The sequence below is a fragment of the Achromobacter sp. 1011811831 genome, assembly GCF_059760905.1.
Genome location: NZ_JCBANG010000078.1, coordinates 1 through 14,007 on the forward strand (window position 1 = coordinate 1; position 14,007 = coordinate 14,007).

Sequence of the window (14,007 nt, forward strand, 5' to 3'; positions counted from 1 at the left end):
GTTGCGTCTCGTGGGCTCGGAGATGTGTATAAGGGGCAGGCTCCATGCAGCCCGCCAGCCGGCCGCGCCGCTCGGCCCGGCCGCGCCGTCTCATGTATCCTCACGATTCGGCGCGGCAAGCGCCCCCTGATTCGCAACCAAGGAAGAGACACATGGATGCCGTTTACTGGCACGACGGTCAATGGACCACCGATAACCCCAAGCTGCTCGGCCCGGCCGACCATGCTTTCTGGATGGCCAGCATGGTGTTCGACGGCGCGCGCGCGTTCCGCGGCCTCACGCCCGACCTGGACCTGCACTGCCAGCGCGTGCTGCGCTCGGCCGAAAAGATGCTGATGAAGCCGCAGCTCGGCTGGGAAGCGATCCAGGACCTGTGCCTGCAGGCCGTCGCCAAGTTCCCCGAAGGCACCGAGCTGTACATCAAGCCAATGTTCTACTGCGCCGACGGCTTCCTGCTGCCCGACGCCGATCGCACCCAGTTCGTGCTGCATGTGTTCAAGGTGCCGATGCCCGGCGAACAGGGCTTCTCGGCCTGCTTCTCCAGCTTCGCGCGCTCCTGGTCCAACATGGCGCCCACCGACGCCAAGGCGTCCTGCCTGTACCCGAACGGCCAGCGCGCCATCCGCGACGCGGCCAACCGTGGCTTCGACAACGCCATCATGCTGGATGGCGACGGCAATATCGCCGAGTTCGCCACCAGCAACCTGTGGATCGCCAAGAACGGCGTGGTCAGCACGCCCGCCGACAACGGCACCTTCCTGAACGGCATCACGCGCCGCCGCGTGCTGGCGCTGCTCAAGGCCGACGGCGTCGAAGTGCAGGAGCGCAGCCTGACGCGCGCCGATGTGGAATCGGCCGACGAGGTGTTCTCCTCGGGCAACTACGGCAAGGTGGTGCACGTCAACCGCGTCGAGGACCGCGCGCTGGAATACGGCCCGCTGGCGCGCCGCGCCCACAAGCTCTACATGGACTACGCGGAAGGCACGCGCAAGCGCTGACACCCCACATCCGCCGCGGGCGGCGGCGCCCGCTGGGAGGCTTCATGTCGAACAGACGCGACTTCCTGCGCACCGGCGCCACGCTCGCGGGCGCCACCGGCGCGCTCGGCCTGTTTCCCGCGGCCATCCGACGGGCGCTGGCGATCGAACCCGACCGGCGCAGCGGCACGCTGCGCGACGTCGAACACATCGTGGTCCTCATGCAGGAGAACCGCTCGTTCGACCACTATTTCGGCGGCCTGGCCGGCGTGCGCGGCTTCGGCGACCGCTTTCCCATTCCGGTGCCCGGCAGCCCCGAACACGAACGCCGCAGCGTCTGGTCGCAGTACAACGACAGCACTGACGGCGGCCCGCGCACCGTGCTGCCGTTCCGCCTGGACACGCGCGCGGCCTTCGAGGCCATGCGCATCGCCAGCACGCCGCACACCTGGTCCAATGCCCAGCAGGCCTGGGACGACGGCCGCATGGGCTTCTGGCCGGCGGCCAAGAAGAATCACTCGATGGCGTACTACGCGGAGGCGGACCTGCCCTTCCAGTACGCGCTGGCGCGCGCCTTCACCGTCTGCGACGCCTACCATTGCTCGTTCACCGGCGGCACCAACGTCAACCGGCTGTTCCTGTGGACCGGCACCAACGACGGCGCCGGACGCGGCCACGGCCCCGCCATGGGCAACACCTACAACAAGCTCACCGGCGGCGACCCTGCGGGCGCCTACACCTGGACCACCTATCCGGAACGGCTGGAACGCGCCGGCATCCGCTGGCGCATCTACCAGGACATGGCGGACAACTACGCGCTCAATCCCACCGCCGGCTTCAAGGCCTACCGCGACGCCTATCAGGGCCTGCCCGGCTCACTGGCGGCGCTGCGCGAAAACGCGCTGAGCACGCACGGCCTGGACCGTCTGCGCCAGGATGCGCTGGACGGTACATTGCCGCAGGTATCGTGGATCTGCCCCACCAAGGCCGGCTCCGAGCATCCCAGCCCGTCCAGCCCGGCGCAGGGCGCCGACTACGTGGCGCGCGTGCTGGACGCGCTGACCGCCAATCCACAGGTCTGGAGCCGCACGGTGCTGCTGCTGATGTTCGACGAGAACGACGGCTTCTTCGACCACATGCCGCCGCCCGCCCCGCCCTCGCGCGATGCCCGCGGCGCGCTGGCCGGCGCCTCGACGGTGGACACGCGCGGCGAATACCACGAGATCATCTCGGGCGTGGAATCCGACGACACGCCCGCGCACCGGCACGGCGCCTACGGCCTGGGACCGCGCGTGCCCATGTACGCGCTGTCGCCCTGGTCGCGCGGCGGCTGGGTCAATTCGCAGGTCTTCGACCACACCTCGGTGCTGCGCTTCATCGAGCAACGCTTCGGCGTGGCCGAACCCAACATCTCGCCCTGGCGCCGCGCCGTCTGCGGCGACCTAACCTCGCTGTTCGACTTCAGCGCGAGCGAACCCGCCTTGCCCGGGACAACCCTGCCGGCGACCGCCGCGCGGGCCGCGCGCGCGGCCGCGCTGCCCGGCACCGCCACGCCCACAGCGCCGGACCAGCCGCCGCCCGCCCGCCAGCAACCCGGCCTGCGGCCCTCGCGCGCCCTGCCCTATGCGCTGCACGCGCATGCGGCGGCGCGCGGCCACGCGCTGACGCTGCGCCTGGACAATCCCGGCGCGGCCGGCGCCGTGCTGCATGTCTACGACCGGCTGCACCTGGAACGCGGACCGCGGCGCTATACCGTCGAGGCCGGCAAGCGCCTGGACGGCATCTGGGACACGACGACGGACGACGGCCGCTACGACCTTTGGCTGCTCGGCCCCAACGGTTTCCATCGCCACTACGCCGGACGTCTCGCCGCCGGCGCGCAGGCAGCGCCGGACATCCTGGTCAGCTATGATGCGCCCGGCGCACGCCTGCGCCTGACGCTGGCCAACCCGGGCAAGCGCGCCGTCGAGTTCCATATCGCGGACGCCGCCTACGGTCAGCGTGCGCAGACGCGGCGCGTGGCCGCAGGCGCCACGTCGCAATGCGATTGGGACGTCGGTAGCCTGGCCGGCTGGTACGACTGCGCCGTCACGCTGACGGACACACCCGCCGCCACGTTCCTGCGTCGCCTCGCCGGACGCATGGAAACCGGCAAGCACTCGACCTCGGACCCCGCCATGGGCCAGGAACTGATACTGGATTGGAATCCCCCCGCATGAAACCGCCCGCCCCCTACGAGAACGCCGTCACCTTCCAGTTCGGCGACAGCCCCGAACTGGCCGACGAACTGCTGGCCCTGGTGCTGTCCGGCGCCAAGACCGCCACCTGCGGCGCGATGCGCGACTTCGACGACAAGGAACCGGTGCCGACGGCGGGCCGGCGCGACGTGGTGCTGGACGGCCAGGGCCGGCCCGCCTGCGTGATCGAGACGGTCAGCGTGGTGATCCAGCGCTTCGACCAGGTGGATGAAGCCTTCGCGGTGGCGGAGGGGGAAGGCCCTTACGAGGCGTGGCGCGACGGACACATCGCGTACTTCGAGCGCAACGGTGGCTACAGCCCCGACATGCTGCTCGCCTGCGAGCGCTTCCGCGTGGTGGAGATATTCGAGCGCTAAAGCGCCCGCCGCGACGGCCCCGCCGCCGCGGCTTCAGGGGCGATCAGCCCTCGGACTTGTCGCCGCCCTTGCCCAGGCCGAGATAGCTCTCGATGACCTTGGGATCGCCGGCCAGCTCGCGAGCCGGGCCGTGCAGCGTGACTTCGCCGGTTTCCAGCACGTAGCCGTAGTCGGCCACCTGCAGCGCGGCGCGGGCATTCTGCTCGACCAGCAGGATGGCCACGCCGGTCTCGCGCAGGCGCGCGATGATGTGGAAGATCTCGCGCACGATGCGCGGCGCCAGGCCCAGGCTGGGTTCGTCCAGCATCAGCAGCTGGGGCTTGGCCATCAGCGCGCGGCCCACCGCCAGCATCTGGCGCTCGCCGCCCGACAGCGTGCCGGCCTGCTGGGCGCGACGCTCGCGCAGGCGCGGGAACAGGTCGAACACTTCGTTCAGCGTGTCGCGCCAGCCGCTCTCTCGCGCGCGGTAGCGGCGAAAGCCGCCCAGCAGCAGATTGTCCTCGACCGACATGGTGCCGAACAGCTCGCGGCGTTCCGGCACCAGCGACATGCCTGCGGCCACGCGGCGCTCGACCTGCCAGCCCGACACGTCGGTGCCCGAGTAATGCACCGCGCCGGCGGCGTGGCCGGTGTGCGGCAGCGAACCCATCACCGCGTTCAGCATGGTGGACTTGCCGGCGCCGTTGGCGCCGATCACGGTGACGATGCTGCCGGCCGGCACGGTCAGCGTGGCGCCGACCAGCGCGCCCACCTTGCCGTAGCGGGCCGACAGGTTGCTGACTTCCAGCACCGGTTTCTGTTGCGCGCTCATTGCACACCTCCGGCGGCAACGGGCTTGGCCTGGTCGGCCTCGGGCAGGTCGTCGTCGATGCCGCCCAGGTAGGCTTCCAGCACCGCCGGGTTCTGCTGCACTTCGGCCGGCACGCCTTCGGCCAGCTTGGTGCCGAAATCCATCACCACCAGGTGGTTGGTCAGGCGCATCACAAAATCCATATCGTGTTCAACCAGCAGAATGCTCATGCCCTCGGCGCGCAGCTGCTCCAGCACGCGGGCCAGGTCTTGCTTTTCCTTGTAGCGCAGGCCGGCGGCGGGTTCGTCCAGCAACAGCAGCACCGGATCGGCGGCCAGCGCGCGCGCGATCTCCAGGATGCGCTGCTGGCCCAGGGCCAGGTTGCCCGCCTGCTCGTACAGGTACTCGCCCAGGCCCACGCGCTTGACCTGCTCGGCGGCCTCGTGCAGCAGCTGGGCTTCGCGGGCGCGGTCGCTGTGCAGCGCGCCGGCCAGCACGCCCACGTCTGAGCGCAGGTGCGCGCCCAGCGCCACGTTCTCCAGCACCGTCATGCCCGGCAACAGCTGCACGTGCTGGAAGGTGCGGCCCACGCCCAGCTTGGCGATCTCGCGCGCCGAGCGGTTGTCGATGCGCTCGCCCATGAAGCGGACCTGGCCGCGCGTGACCGGCAGCACGCCGCTGATCAGGTTGAAGGTGGTGCTCTTGCCGGCGCCGTTCGGGCCGATCAGGCCCATGATCTCGCCGGAGCTGACCTTGAAGCTGATGTCGTTGACCGCCACCAGGCCGCCGAATTCCTTGCGGATGGCATCCACTTCCAGCACCACCTGGCCGGGTTGCGGGCGTTGGCGCGCCGGCAAGGCCGGTGCGGGCGCCGGCGGCGCCAGGTTGCGGCGCGAGCCGTCGGCGCCGGTGACGCCATCCCACCAGCTGGCCAGGATCGGCCACAGGCCGTTGCGCGCGTATTGCAGCATCAGGATCAGCAGCACGCCGAAAACGATCATTTCGAAGTTGGCGTTGGTGTCCAGCAGCTTGGGCAGCCAGTTCTGCAACTGGTCCTTCAGCACCAGGATGACGGTCGAACCCAGCAGCGCGCCCCAGACGTAGCCGGCGCCGCCGACCACCGCCATGAACAGGTACTCGATGCCATAGTTGATGCCGAACGGGCTGGGACTGACGGCGCGCTGCATGTGCGCGTACAGCCAGCCCGACACGCAGGCCAGCAGCGCGGCCCAGACGAAGATCACGACCTTGTACGCGGCCGTGTTCACGCCCATGGACTCGGCCATGCCCGCGCCGCTCTTGAGCGCGCGGATGGCGCGCCCGGGGCGCGAGTTCAGCAGGTTGCGGGTCGCCAGCAGCGCCAGCAGCACGAAGGCCCAGATCAGGAAATAGATGTGGCGGCCGCTGGCCAGCGAGACGCCGAAAATGCTGATGGGCTCGATGCCGGCGATGCCGTCGTGCTTGCCCAGCCAGTCGATGTTGCCGAACAGGAAGTACAGCGACAGCCCCCAGGCGATGGTGCCCAGCGGCAGGTAGTGGCCGGACAGGCGCAGCGTGATCGCGCCCAGCAGATAGGCGACCACGCCGGTCAGCACCAGGCCGGCCGGCAGGGCCAGCCACGGCGACACGTCGTACTGCGTGGTCAGGAAAGCCGTGGTGTAGGCGCCCAGGCCGACGAAGGCCGCCTGGCCGAACGAGGTCAGGCCGCCCACGCCGGTGAGCAGCACCAGGCCCAGCACCACCAGGCTGGCCAGCCCGATGTAGTTCAGCTGGGTCACCCAGAACTCTGGCGTGGCCGGCACCAGCGGCAGCGCCGCCAGCGCGACGACGAAGACGATAAGCAAAATGCGGTTCATGACGTTTATTCCTCTTCGTCCACGTGATGGCTGCTGAACGAACGCCAGACCAGAACCGGGATAATCAGGGTGAAGACGATGACTTCCTTGTAGGCGCTGGCCCAGAACGACGAGAACGATTCCAGCACGCCCACCAGCAGCGAGCCCGCGGCCGCCACGGGATAGCTCGCCAGGCCGCCGATGATGGCGCCGACGAAGCCCTTCAGGCCGATCAGGAATCCGGTGTCGTAATAGACCGTGGTGATCGGGGCGATCAACATGCCCGACATGGCGCCGATGGCGGTGGCCAGCGTGAAGGTCAGGCTGCCCGACATGGTGGTGCTGATGCCCACCAGGCGCGCGCCGCGGCGGTTGACGGCGGTGGCGCGCAGCGCGCGGCCGTACAGCGTCTTGCCGAAGAACAGCCACAGGCCGACGATCAGGATGGCGCAGGTCGCCACCACGAACAGGCTCTGGGCAGACCAGGTCGTGAAGCCCAGGTCCACCTGGCCGCTCACGAACGCCGGCGTGCGCCAGCCTTCGGCGCCGAAGAACACCAGGGCCAGGCCGGTCAGCGCGAAGTGCACGGCCACCGACACGATCAGCAGCACCAGCACGGTGGCTTCGGCCAGCGGTTGATAGACGATGCGATAGACCATCGGGCCCATCGGGATGACCAGCGCGAGCGTCAGCAGCATGTTCAGCCACAGCGAGGTGCCGGGCGCGACGTAGCTCTGCGTCAGCCAAAGCAGCGCGAGCGGCAGGACGAGACAGGCGACGAACGCCTTGGGCAGACCGGCGGCATTGCGGGTGCGCACGGCGCGCAGCACTTCCATGGCCAGCGCGACCACGCCCAGCAGGGGCAGCAGATAGGCGGTGCCGGGCACCTTGCCGTCGACCAGCATGGCCAGCGTCAGCGCGCCGAACGCCACGAACTCGCCCTGGGGAATGAAGATGACGCGCGTGACGGCGAAAACCAGCACCAGAGCCATGCCCAGGAGGGCATAGATAGCGCCGTTGACCACACCGTCCTGCAGCAGAATCAGCGCAATTGAGGAATCCATCGAACAACTACCTTGTGATTGCTTGGGTGTTCCGGCCGCGCCCGGAACACCGATGCGACGCGCCGGCCGGAAGGACCGTCGCGTCGCATGGCGCGGGCGCCGCTTGCGGGCGCCCCGTGAACAGGCAAGCCGCGCCTTACAGGCCCGGCTGGTACACCCACTTGCCGCCTTCGACCTTGACGATGACGCGCGAGCGCTCGTCGAAGCCCGCGTGGTCGGTGGGCGACATGTTGAACACGCCCTGGGAAGCGGGCAGGTCCTTGATGCTTTCCAGCGCGTCGCGCATGGCGGCGCGGAACTCCGGCGTGCCGGGCTTGGCGCCCGTCTTCAGCGCGGCGGGCAAGGCGGCCACGACCAGCTGGCCGGCGTCCCACATATGGCCGCCGAAGGTGTTGGTCGAACCGGCGCCGTGGGCCTTCTCGTAGGTTTCAACATAGGCCAGGGCCGACTTCTTGACCGCGTTGCTGTCCGGCAGCTGGGCCGCGACCAGCAGCGGGCCGGCCGGCAGGAACATGCCGTCGCAGTCCTTGCCGCAGACGCGCAGCACGTCGTTGTTGGCGGCGCCGTGGGTCTGGTAGATCACGCCGCCGTAGTTGCGCGCGCGCAGTTCCTTCTGCGGCAGGGCCGAAGGCGTGCCGGCGCCGGCGATCAGGATGGCGTCGGGCTTGGCGCCGACCAGCTTCAGGACCTGGCCGGTCACGCTGGTGTCGGTGCGGCTGTATTTTTCGATCGAGACGATCTCGATGCCCTTGGCCTTGGCGGCCTTCTGCATCACGTCCAGCCAGCCGTCGCCATAGGCGTCGGCGAAGCCGATGAAGCCCAGCGTCTTGACCTTGGACTTGGACATGGCGTCGGCCAGCGCGCCGGCCATCAGGGCGTCGTTCTGCGGGGTCTTGAAGACCCAGCGGCGCTTGTCGTCGACCGGCTCGACGATCTTGGCGCTGGCGGCCACGCTGATCATCGGCACCTTGGCTTCGGCGGCCACGTCGACCATGGCCAGCGAGCCCGGCGTCACGGACGTGCCGATCAGCACGTCGACCTTGTCGTCGGAGGCGAGCTTGCGCGAGTTCTTGACGGCTTGCGTCGTGTCGGTGGCGTCGTCCAGGACGATCCATTCGATCTTCTGGCCGGCCACTTCCTTCGGCAGCAGGGCGACCGTGTTGCGCTCGGGGATGCCCAGCGAGGCGGCGGGGCCGGTGCTGGACACCGTCACGCCGACCTTGACCTGGGCGCTGGCCAGCAGCGGCAGGGTCAGGGCAACGGCGGCGGCGGCCGCGGTCAAGCCGAAATGCTTGCGCATGTTTTGTCTCCTGTGGCGGCTCTTCTTTTGGTGCCTCGTTCGAGGCGAAGCGAGCCTAGTTAAAGTTATACAGAAAAAAATATTATAGGGTTAAATCAGTATCACATGATGCGGCGCAACTACGGTAAATCCCTGATGTGCTACGGAAACCGAAACTCAGCGAACGCATTCGTCAATGGCGAACTTGTACTGGAAAGCCCCAAACGCGTCAGTTGGGGGATTCCCTGTCCCCGTGCGTCCGCCGCAAGCCTCAACGGCCCGGCAAGGGCCAGACGCGCGCCACGCGCGACGTCACCCAGGCGGCCACGGCCGCCTTGATCAGATCGCCGGGCACGAACACGGCCACGGCCAGCGCCGCCTTGCCCAGGTCCATCTTGGCGACAGAGGCCAGCCAGGGCACGCCGCAGGCATACACCACCGCGATGCCGCCGACCACGCAGGCGACCGCAAAGCCCGCGACGCCGGCCCAGGTGCCGGGCGCGCGGCCCGCCAGCCGGCGCGCCAGCCAGCCCGTGACGAACGCGCCGATCGGCATGCCGATCAGGAAGCCGCCGGTCGGCCCCAGGAAAGCCCCCATCCCGCCGCGCCCGCCCGGCAGCACCGGCAGGCCGATGGCCGCCAGCGCCAGGTACAGCAGGCAGGCCAGCGCCCCGCGCACCGGCCCAAGCATGGCGCCGGCCAGCATGGCGCCCAGCGTCTGCAGCGTGACCGGCACCGGAATGGCCGGCAGCGGAATCGGCGGCACCAGGCTCAGCACCACGATGAGCGCCGCGAACAGCGCCACCAGCACGGTATTGTTGGATTTCATGGCATTCCCCTCCCTAGGGACGATTTTCCCGGATGATTCTTCCCGGATGATGAAAGCGGGGTCAAGAGGCGTGGCGTTCAGGGACTGCGCGCGTCGATGGCTTCCGAGACTTCCTGCGCCCGCTTCAGCGTCAGCACGATCAGCGGCACGATCAGCGCCAGGGGATTGGCGCCCAGCCCGCGCGCGGCCTGCGCCTCACGGATCTCATGGAAATTGCGCCAGATCTCGGGCACGAAGCGCAGCGCCAGCGCCAGGGCCAGCGCCACCTTGCCCGCATCGAGCAGGCCCAGGCGCTGCAGGGGCAGCAGCACCCATTCGCACACGGCGATCAGATCGGCGGTGCGCGTTGTCAGCGTCACGGCCAGCGCCAGCCCCACCATCGCGCCAACCCGCAACAACACGGCCAACGCCTCGATCCAGCCCTGGAAAAATCCGGTGAACATGCCCAGCGCCAGCAGAACCCACGCCAGGCCGCGCAATTGGCGCCAGAGCAGCGCGGCCCCGGCGCCGCTGGACCAGACCAACCCCACGGCCACGGCCAGCGCCAGGCCCAGCCAGCGCGGATCGCGCAACGCGAACAGCCCCGCCCCCGCCGCGCACAGCGCCAGCAGCTTCAGTCCGGCAGGCAGCCGGTGCAGCCGGGAATTGCCTGCGATATATAGCGGTTCGAGCATGGGCGGCCGCCCTCAGGCGAAATGATCACGGTACCAGCGCAGGGCGGCGGCCGGTTGGTCGTCGGCGGCGACGCGCCCATCGGCGATCACCAGCACCCGGTCGAAATCCTCGAGCAGCGCCAGGTCGTGGCTGACCACGACGGCGTCGTGGGCCAGGCCGGCAATCGCATCGCGGACGCGGTTGCGGTTGCGCAGGTCCAGCTGGGTGGTCGGTTCGTCGAACACCACCAGCGCCGGTTCCATCACCAGCACCGCGGCCAGGGCGGCCAGCTGGCGCTCGCCGCCGGACAGGCTGTGGCTGGCGCGGTCCGCCAGGTGGGCCACGCCCAGGCGTTGCAACTGGTCCTCGATGCGGGCCTCGCGGCGGGCGCGGTCGGGCTCCAGCTGTTTCAGGCCGAAAGCCAGGTCTTCGCGCACGATGGGAAAGACGATCTGGTTTTCGGGATTCTGGAACACGAAGCCGACCCGTCGCCGCACGGCTTTCAGGTCCTGCCGCGTATCCAGCCCGTCCACGCTGACCCGGCCCGATGTCGGCAAGGCCAATCCATTGAGCAGGCGCGCCAGCGTGCTCTTGCCGGCGCCGTTCGGACCGACGATGCCGACGCGGCGCTCCGCCAGCGTCAGGCTGAGCCCGCGCAGCACCTCGGCCTGCGGCGTGGAAACGACCACCTGGTCAAACTGGATTAACATGGGGCGGGATTATGCCCGAACCATTCCGGGCCTCGGGACTCCAAGAGCTCTATATATGGACAAAGTACGCAAATCCGACGCTGAATGGCGGGCCCAGCTGTCACCGGAAGAATACGTCGTCGCCCGCCAAAAAGGTACGGAACGCGCCTTCACCGGCCGTTACTGGAACACGTTCACCCACGGCATCTACCGCTGCGTGGGCTGTGGCACGCCGCTGTTCGCTTCCGACACCAAATTCGACGCCGGCTGTGGCTGGCCCAGCTACTTCGAGCCGATCGACCCGGCGCGGGTGCGTGAAGAGCGCGACATCAGCCACGGCATGGTGCGCACCGAGGTGCTGTGCAATATCTGCGACGCCCACCTGGGCCACGTCTTCCCCGACGGCCCCGAACCCACGGGGCTGCGCTATTGCATCAATTCGCTGTCGATGACGTTTGAACCGCTGGAAGACTGAAGCCCCGCATGAAGAAGTTCCTGTTCGACCTGTTCCCGCTGATCCTGTTCTTCGTCGCCTACCGGTATGCGGACATCTTCATCGCCACCGGCGTCGCCATGGCGGCCGCCGTGCTGCAGATCGTCTGGCTCAAGCTCACCGGCAAGGCCATCGAGGCCATGCACTGGATCAACCTGACCGTGATCCTGGTGTTCGGCGGCGCCACCATCTGGCTGCACAGCGACGTCTTCATCAAGTGGAAGCCGACGGTGCTGTATTGGATGTTCGGCGGCGCGCTGGTGCTGGCGCGACTGTTCTTCCGCCGCAACCTGATCCGCGGCCTGATGGAAAAGCAGATCCAGCTGCCCGACCCGGCCTGGGAAAAGCTCAACCTGGTCTGGGCGGGCTTCTTCCTGGTGGCCGGCGCGCTCAACCTGTACGTGGCCTTCTCCGGCCAGTTCACCGAGTCGCAATGGGTCAGCTTCAAGGCCTTCGGCCTGATGGGCCTGATGATCGTGTTCGTGATCGGCCAGTCGCTCTGGCTGGGCAAGCACATCCAGCCCGGCGAAGAGACTTCGTCCGATTCCGGCGCGTCCGGCGGCAAGCAACCCTGATCCCTCCCACACGCCACCGGGGCACGCCATTTGAGGCCGCCCCGGCGGAACCTCTCCGCTAAAGATATGTCTGAAACCACCGACCGCATCGCCCTGATCCGGGAGCGCCTGGCCGCGCTGGAACCGGTCAGTCTTGAAATTCAAGACGAGTCCTATTTGCACGCAGGCCATGAAGGAAGTAAAAACGGCGCCGGCCATTACCGCGTGCTGATTGTGGCGCCCTGCTTCGCCGGGCAGTCCGCCGTCGCCCGCCATAGGCTGGTGTATCATCATTTGCAAGATTTGATCCCCTATCCGATCCATGCGCTTGCGCTAGACGCACAGGCTCCCAAATAGAAGGTAAAAGGACTTTCATGAAACGCATCGTCATGCTGGCCGCCGCTTGCGCCATCGCCCTGCCGGCTTTTGCCCAGAACGTGGCAACCGTCAACGGCAAGGCCATTCCGCAGAAGAGCCTGGATCAATTCGTCAAGCTGCTGGTCACCCAGGGCGCCACGGATTCCCCGCAACTGCGCGAGCAGGTCAAGCAGGAAATGATCAACCGCCAGATCTTCGTGCAGGCCGCCGAATCCAACGGCATCGCCAAGCAAGCCGACGTGCAGACCGAGATCGAACTGGCTCGCCAGGGCATCCTGGTACGCGCGCTGATGGCCGACTACCTGGCCAAGCACCCGGTGTCGGACGCCAAGGTCACGGCCGAGTACGAGAAGATCAAGAAGGAACAAGCGGGCAAGATGGAGTACAAGGTCCGCCACATCCTGGTTGAAGACGAAAAGACCGCCAACGACCTGCTGACCCAGTTGAAGGGCAACAAGGGCAAGTTTGACGATCTGGCCAAGAAGAACTCCAAGGATCCCGGCAGCGCCGAAAAGGGCGGCGACCTGGGTTGGGCTCCCCCGACCAACTACGTGCAGCCTTTCGCCCAGGCCGTCACGCAGCTGAAGAAGGGCCAACTGGTCGACAAGCCCGTCCAGACCCAGTTCGGCTGGCACATCATCCAGGTCGACGACACCCGCCCGGTGCAGTTCCCGCCGCTGGATCAGGTGCGCCCGCAGATCGAGGAAATGCTGCGCCAGCAAACCCTGGCCGACTACCAGAAGGACCTGCGCGAAAAGGCCAAGATCCAGTAAGGATCGGCTGATCGCCCAGGAAGAACTGCCCGCGCATGCGGGCAGTTTTTTTTCGTCTACGGCCTGGCGCCGGCATCGGCCGGCTCGGCCGCATTCAGGCCAGCGCCCGGCGCAGGCAGGCATCCCACAGCGGCCCTTCCAGCGCGGGCGAGGCATGGCCATAGCGTCCGGCCACCGTCATGGGATGCACGCAGGGCGGCAAGGTGGTTTCATCGCCGGGCGGAAAAAGCAGGTCCGACGCGCAGCGCAGCCAGTACAGCGGCGCGCGCAAGGACGCGAGTGCGTGGCGAATGTCATGGCGGCTGGCAGCCGCCCGCAAGGCTGCCATCGACCAGGGCGAAAAGCGTGCCGCCCAGGCGCGCGCCTCGGCGTCCAGCACCGCCTCCGGCTCGCGCGCGCCGACATCGGCCAACCATAGGCCCCGGCCATAGCGCAGCAAGGCGTCCCGCCGTGCCGTGACCCACTGCTCGTGCGCCAGAGGATCGCCGGCCCGCAGCGCGGCGGCCAGGCGCCGCAGCGCGATAACCTCGCTCCAGCTGCCGCCGCCGCGCGGCCCGGATGCCAGCGCCAGCGCCCGCCCGAGCGGCACGGGCGGATCGAGCGCCCACTGGAACGCCTGATAGCCGCCATAGGAATAGCCCACCACCGCGTCCAGCCGCGCCACGCCCAGGGCGCGCAGCCATAGCCCTTGCAGGCGCACGCTGTCGGCGATGGTGAAGTCGGGAAACAACGCAGGCGTTTCCCCGTCCGGCGCGCTGCTGCCAAAACATGAACCCAGCGCATTGGGCGCCAGCACGCAGGTATGGCGCGTGTCCAGCGCGGCGCCCGGCCCCAGCCAGCCCGATGCCCATCCGGCATCCGGATGGATTTCCCCGCGAGCCGGCGCGAGCGCCTGCTGGCTGCCCGAGATCCCGTGCAACAGCAGCACGACGGCGCGGGCCTTCGCCGGCTCCGGCCCATAGCGGCGCCAGGCCACGCGCGCCGGCGCGATGCGGTCGCCGCCATCCAGCGCCAGGGTCTCGATCCTGGTCTCGCCCGCGGCATGGCATGGATCGGCGGGGGCAGGATGGGCCATGGC

At 68.3% G+C, this 14,007-nt stretch carries 15 protein-coding genes; 7 read left to right on the forward strand and 8 right to left on the reverse strand.

Annotated features, from left to right (window positions below):
* The first annotated feature begins 152 nt into the window (after positions 1-152).
* From AC6LJ9_RS23715 to AC6LJ9_RS23725, 3 genes are read left to right on the forward strand one after another with little or no spacing between them, the layout of a single operon-like run.
* The gene (locus AC6LJ9_RS23715) at positions 153-998 is read left to right on the forward strand and encodes a branched-chain amino acid aminotransferase (RefSeq protein WP_498149453.1); all 846 of its coding nucleotides are present in this window, start codon (positions 153-155) and stop codon (positions 996-998) included.
* A 44-nt stretch (positions 999-1,042) separates the two neighbouring features.
* Positions 1,043-3,196: a phosphocholine-specific phospholipase C gene (locus tag AC6LJ9_RS23720; protein WP_498149454.1), complete on the forward strand. Its 2,154-nt coding sequence runs from the start codon at positions 1,043-1,045 to the stop codon at positions 3,194-3,196.
* Positions 3,193-3,591, forward strand: a complete 399-nt coding sequence (locus tag AC6LJ9_RS23725) for an ASCH domain-containing protein (RefSeq protein ID WP_498149455.1) — start codon at positions 3,193-3,195, stop codon at positions 3,589-3,591. Before AC6LJ9_RS23720 ends, AC6LJ9_RS23725 begins: the two co-directional genes overlap by 4 nt.
* Before the next feature lie 43 nt (positions 3,592-3,634).
* On the opposite strand, the gene AC6LJ9_RS23730 is transcribed toward AC6LJ9_RS23725, so the two are convergent.
* The 7 genes from AC6LJ9_RS23730 to AC6LJ9_RS23760 all read right to left on the reverse strand — a co-directional run bounded on the left by AC6LJ9_RS23730 (position 3,635) and on the right by AC6LJ9_RS23760 (position 10,752).
* Positions 3,635-4,402, reverse strand: coding sequence for an ABC transporter ATP-binding protein (locus tag AC6LJ9_RS23730; protein ID WP_103273100.1), 768 nt, complete (start codon positions 4,400-4,402; stop codon positions 3,635-3,637).
* Positions 4,399-6,237 carry a branched-chain amino acid ABC transporter ATP-binding protein/permease gene (locus AC6LJ9_RS23735; protein WP_212320204.1) on the reverse strand — a complete coding sequence of 613 codons (1,839 nt, stop codon included), beginning with the start codon at positions 6,235-6,237 and terminating at the stop codon, positions 4,399-4,401. Before AC6LJ9_RS23735 ends, AC6LJ9_RS23730 begins: the two co-directional genes overlap by 4 nt.
* Before the next feature lie 5 nt (positions 6,238-6,242).
* The gene (locus AC6LJ9_RS23740) at positions 6,243-7,280 is read right to left on the reverse strand and encodes a branched-chain amino acid ABC transporter permease (RefSeq protein WP_212320206.1); all 1,038 of its coding nucleotides are present in this window, start codon (positions 7,278-7,280) and stop codon (positions 6,243-6,245) included.
* A gap of 136 nt (positions 7,281-7,416) precedes the next feature.
* On the reverse strand, positions 7,417-8,580 hold the full coding sequence (locus AC6LJ9_RS23745) for an ABC transporter substrate-binding protein (RefSeq protein WP_498149456.1): 1,164 nt from the start codon (positions 8,578-8,580) through the stop codon (positions 7,417-7,419).
* 250 nt (positions 8,581-8,830) lie between these two features.
* Positions 8,831-9,388, reverse strand: coding sequence for a biotin transporter BioY (locus AC6LJ9_RS23750; protein WP_212320210.1), 558 nt, complete (start codon positions 9,386-9,388; stop codon positions 8,831-8,833).
* Positions 9,389-9,465: 77 nt separating this feature from the next.
* Positions 9,466-10,062: an energy-coupling factor transporter transmembrane component T family protein gene (locus AC6LJ9_RS23755; protein ID WP_498149457.1), complete on the reverse strand. Its 597-nt coding sequence runs from the start codon at positions 10,060-10,062 to the stop codon at positions 9,466-9,468.
* A 12-nt stretch (positions 10,063-10,074) separates the two neighbouring features.
* Positions 10,075-10,752: an energy-coupling factor ABC transporter ATP-binding protein gene (locus tag AC6LJ9_RS23760; RefSeq protein WP_212320214.1), complete on the reverse strand. Its 678-nt coding sequence runs from the start codon at positions 10,750-10,752 to the stop codon at positions 10,075-10,077.
* Positions 10,753-10,807: 55 nt separating this feature from the next.
* Here AC6LJ9_RS23760 and msrB point away from each other — a divergent pair, with 55 nt between their 5' ends.
* The 4 genes from msrB to AC6LJ9_RS23780 all read left to right on the forward strand — a co-directional run bounded on the left by msrB (position 10,808) and on the right by AC6LJ9_RS23780 (position 12,929).
* On the forward strand, positions 10,808-11,206 hold the full coding sequence (gene msrB, locus AC6LJ9_RS23765; RefSeq protein ID WP_103273093.1) for a peptide-methionine (R)-S-oxide reductase MsrB: 399 nt from the start codon (positions 10,808-10,810) through the stop codon (positions 11,204-11,206).
* An 8-nt stretch (positions 11,207-11,214) separates the two neighbouring features.
* Positions 11,215-11,799 (forward strand): septation protein A, encoded by a 585-nt coding sequence (locus AC6LJ9_RS23770; RefSeq protein WP_212320216.1) that lies wholly within the window; start codon positions 11,215-11,217, stop codon positions 11,797-11,799.
* 66 nt (positions 11,800-11,865) lie between these two features.
* Complete coding sequence (locus AC6LJ9_RS23775) at positions 11,866-12,135, forward strand: BolA family protein (RefSeq protein ID WP_103273091.1); 270 nt, start codon at positions 11,866-11,868, stop codon at positions 12,133-12,135.
* Between the two features lie 17 nt (positions 12,136-12,152).
* A complete protein-coding gene (locus tag AC6LJ9_RS23780) occupies positions 12,153-12,929 on the forward strand; it encodes a peptidylprolyl isomerase (protein ID WP_103273090.1) in 777 nt (258 codons plus the stop codon).
* A 94-nt stretch (positions 12,930-13,023) separates the two neighbouring features.
* Here the strand turns inward: AC6LJ9_RS23780 and AC6LJ9_RS23785 are convergent, their stop codons facing one another.
* Positions 13,024-14,004, reverse strand: a complete 981-nt coding sequence (locus AC6LJ9_RS23785) for an alpha/beta fold hydrolase (protein ID WP_498149458.1) — start codon at positions 14,002-14,004, stop codon at positions 13,024-13,026.
* Positions 14,005-14,007: the final 3 nt, after the last annotated feature.

Excerpts from the sequence above, each read along its gene's own strand:
- AC6LJ9_RS23740 (WP_212320206.1), bottom strand. The coding sequence starts at position 7,280 with ATGGATTCCTCAATTGCGCTGATTCTGCTGCAGGACGGTGTGGTCAAC.
- AC6LJ9_RS23760 (WP_212320214.1), bottom strand. The coding sequence starts at position 10,752 with ATGTTAATCCAGTTTGACCAGGTGGTCGTTTCCACGCCGCAGGCCGAG.
- AC6LJ9_RS23715 (WP_498149453.1), top strand. The coding sequence starts at position 153 with ATGGATGCCGTTTACTGGCACGACGGTCAATGGACCACCGATAACCCC.
- AC6LJ9_RS23785 (WP_498149458.1), bottom strand. The coding sequence starts at position 14,004 with ATGGCCCATCCTGCCCCCGCCGATCCATGCCATGCCGCGGGCGAGACC.
- AC6LJ9_RS23730 (WP_103273100.1), bottom strand. The coding sequence starts at position 4,402 with ATGAGCGCGCAACAGAAACCGGTGCTGGAAGTCAGCAACCTGTCGGCC.
- AC6LJ9_RS23720 (WP_498149454.1), top strand. The coding sequence starts at position 1,043 with ATGTCGAACAGACGCGACTTCCTGCGCACCGGCGCCACGCTCGCGGGC.
- msrB (WP_103273093.1), top strand. The coding sequence starts at position 10,808 with ATGGACAAAGTACGCAAATCCGACGCTGAATGGCGGGCCCAGCTGTCA.
- AC6LJ9_RS23735 (WP_212320204.1), bottom strand. The coding sequence starts at position 6,237 with ATGAACCGCATTTTGCTTATCGTCTTCGTCGTCGCGCTGGCGGCGCTG.
- AC6LJ9_RS23755 (WP_498149457.1), bottom strand. The coding sequence starts at position 10,062 with ATGCTCGAACCGCTATATATCGCAGGCAATTCCCGGCTGCACCGGCTG.
- AC6LJ9_RS23775 (WP_103273091.1), top strand. The coding sequence starts at position 11,866 with ATGTCTGAAACCACCGACCGCATCGCCCTGATCCGGGAGCGCCTGGCC.
- AC6LJ9_RS23745 (WP_498149456.1), bottom strand. The coding sequence starts at position 8,580 with ATGCGCAAGCATTTCGGCTTGACCGCGGCCGCCGCCGCCGTTGCCCTG.
- AC6LJ9_RS23750 (WP_212320210.1), bottom strand. The coding sequence starts at position 9,388 with ATGAAATCCAACAATACCGTGCTGGTGGCGCTGTTCGCGGCGCTCATC.
- AC6LJ9_RS23780 (WP_103273090.1), top strand. The coding sequence starts at position 12,153 with ATGAAACGCATCGTCATGCTGGCCGCCGCTTGCGCCATCGCCCTGCCG.
- AC6LJ9_RS23725 (WP_498149455.1), top strand. The coding sequence starts at position 3,193 with ATGAAACCGCCCGCCCCCTACGAGAACGCCGTCACCTTCCAGTTCGGC.
- AC6LJ9_RS23770 (WP_212320216.1), top strand. The coding sequence starts at position 11,215 with ATGAAGAAGTTCCTGTTCGACCTGTTCCCGCTGATCCTGTTCTTCGTC.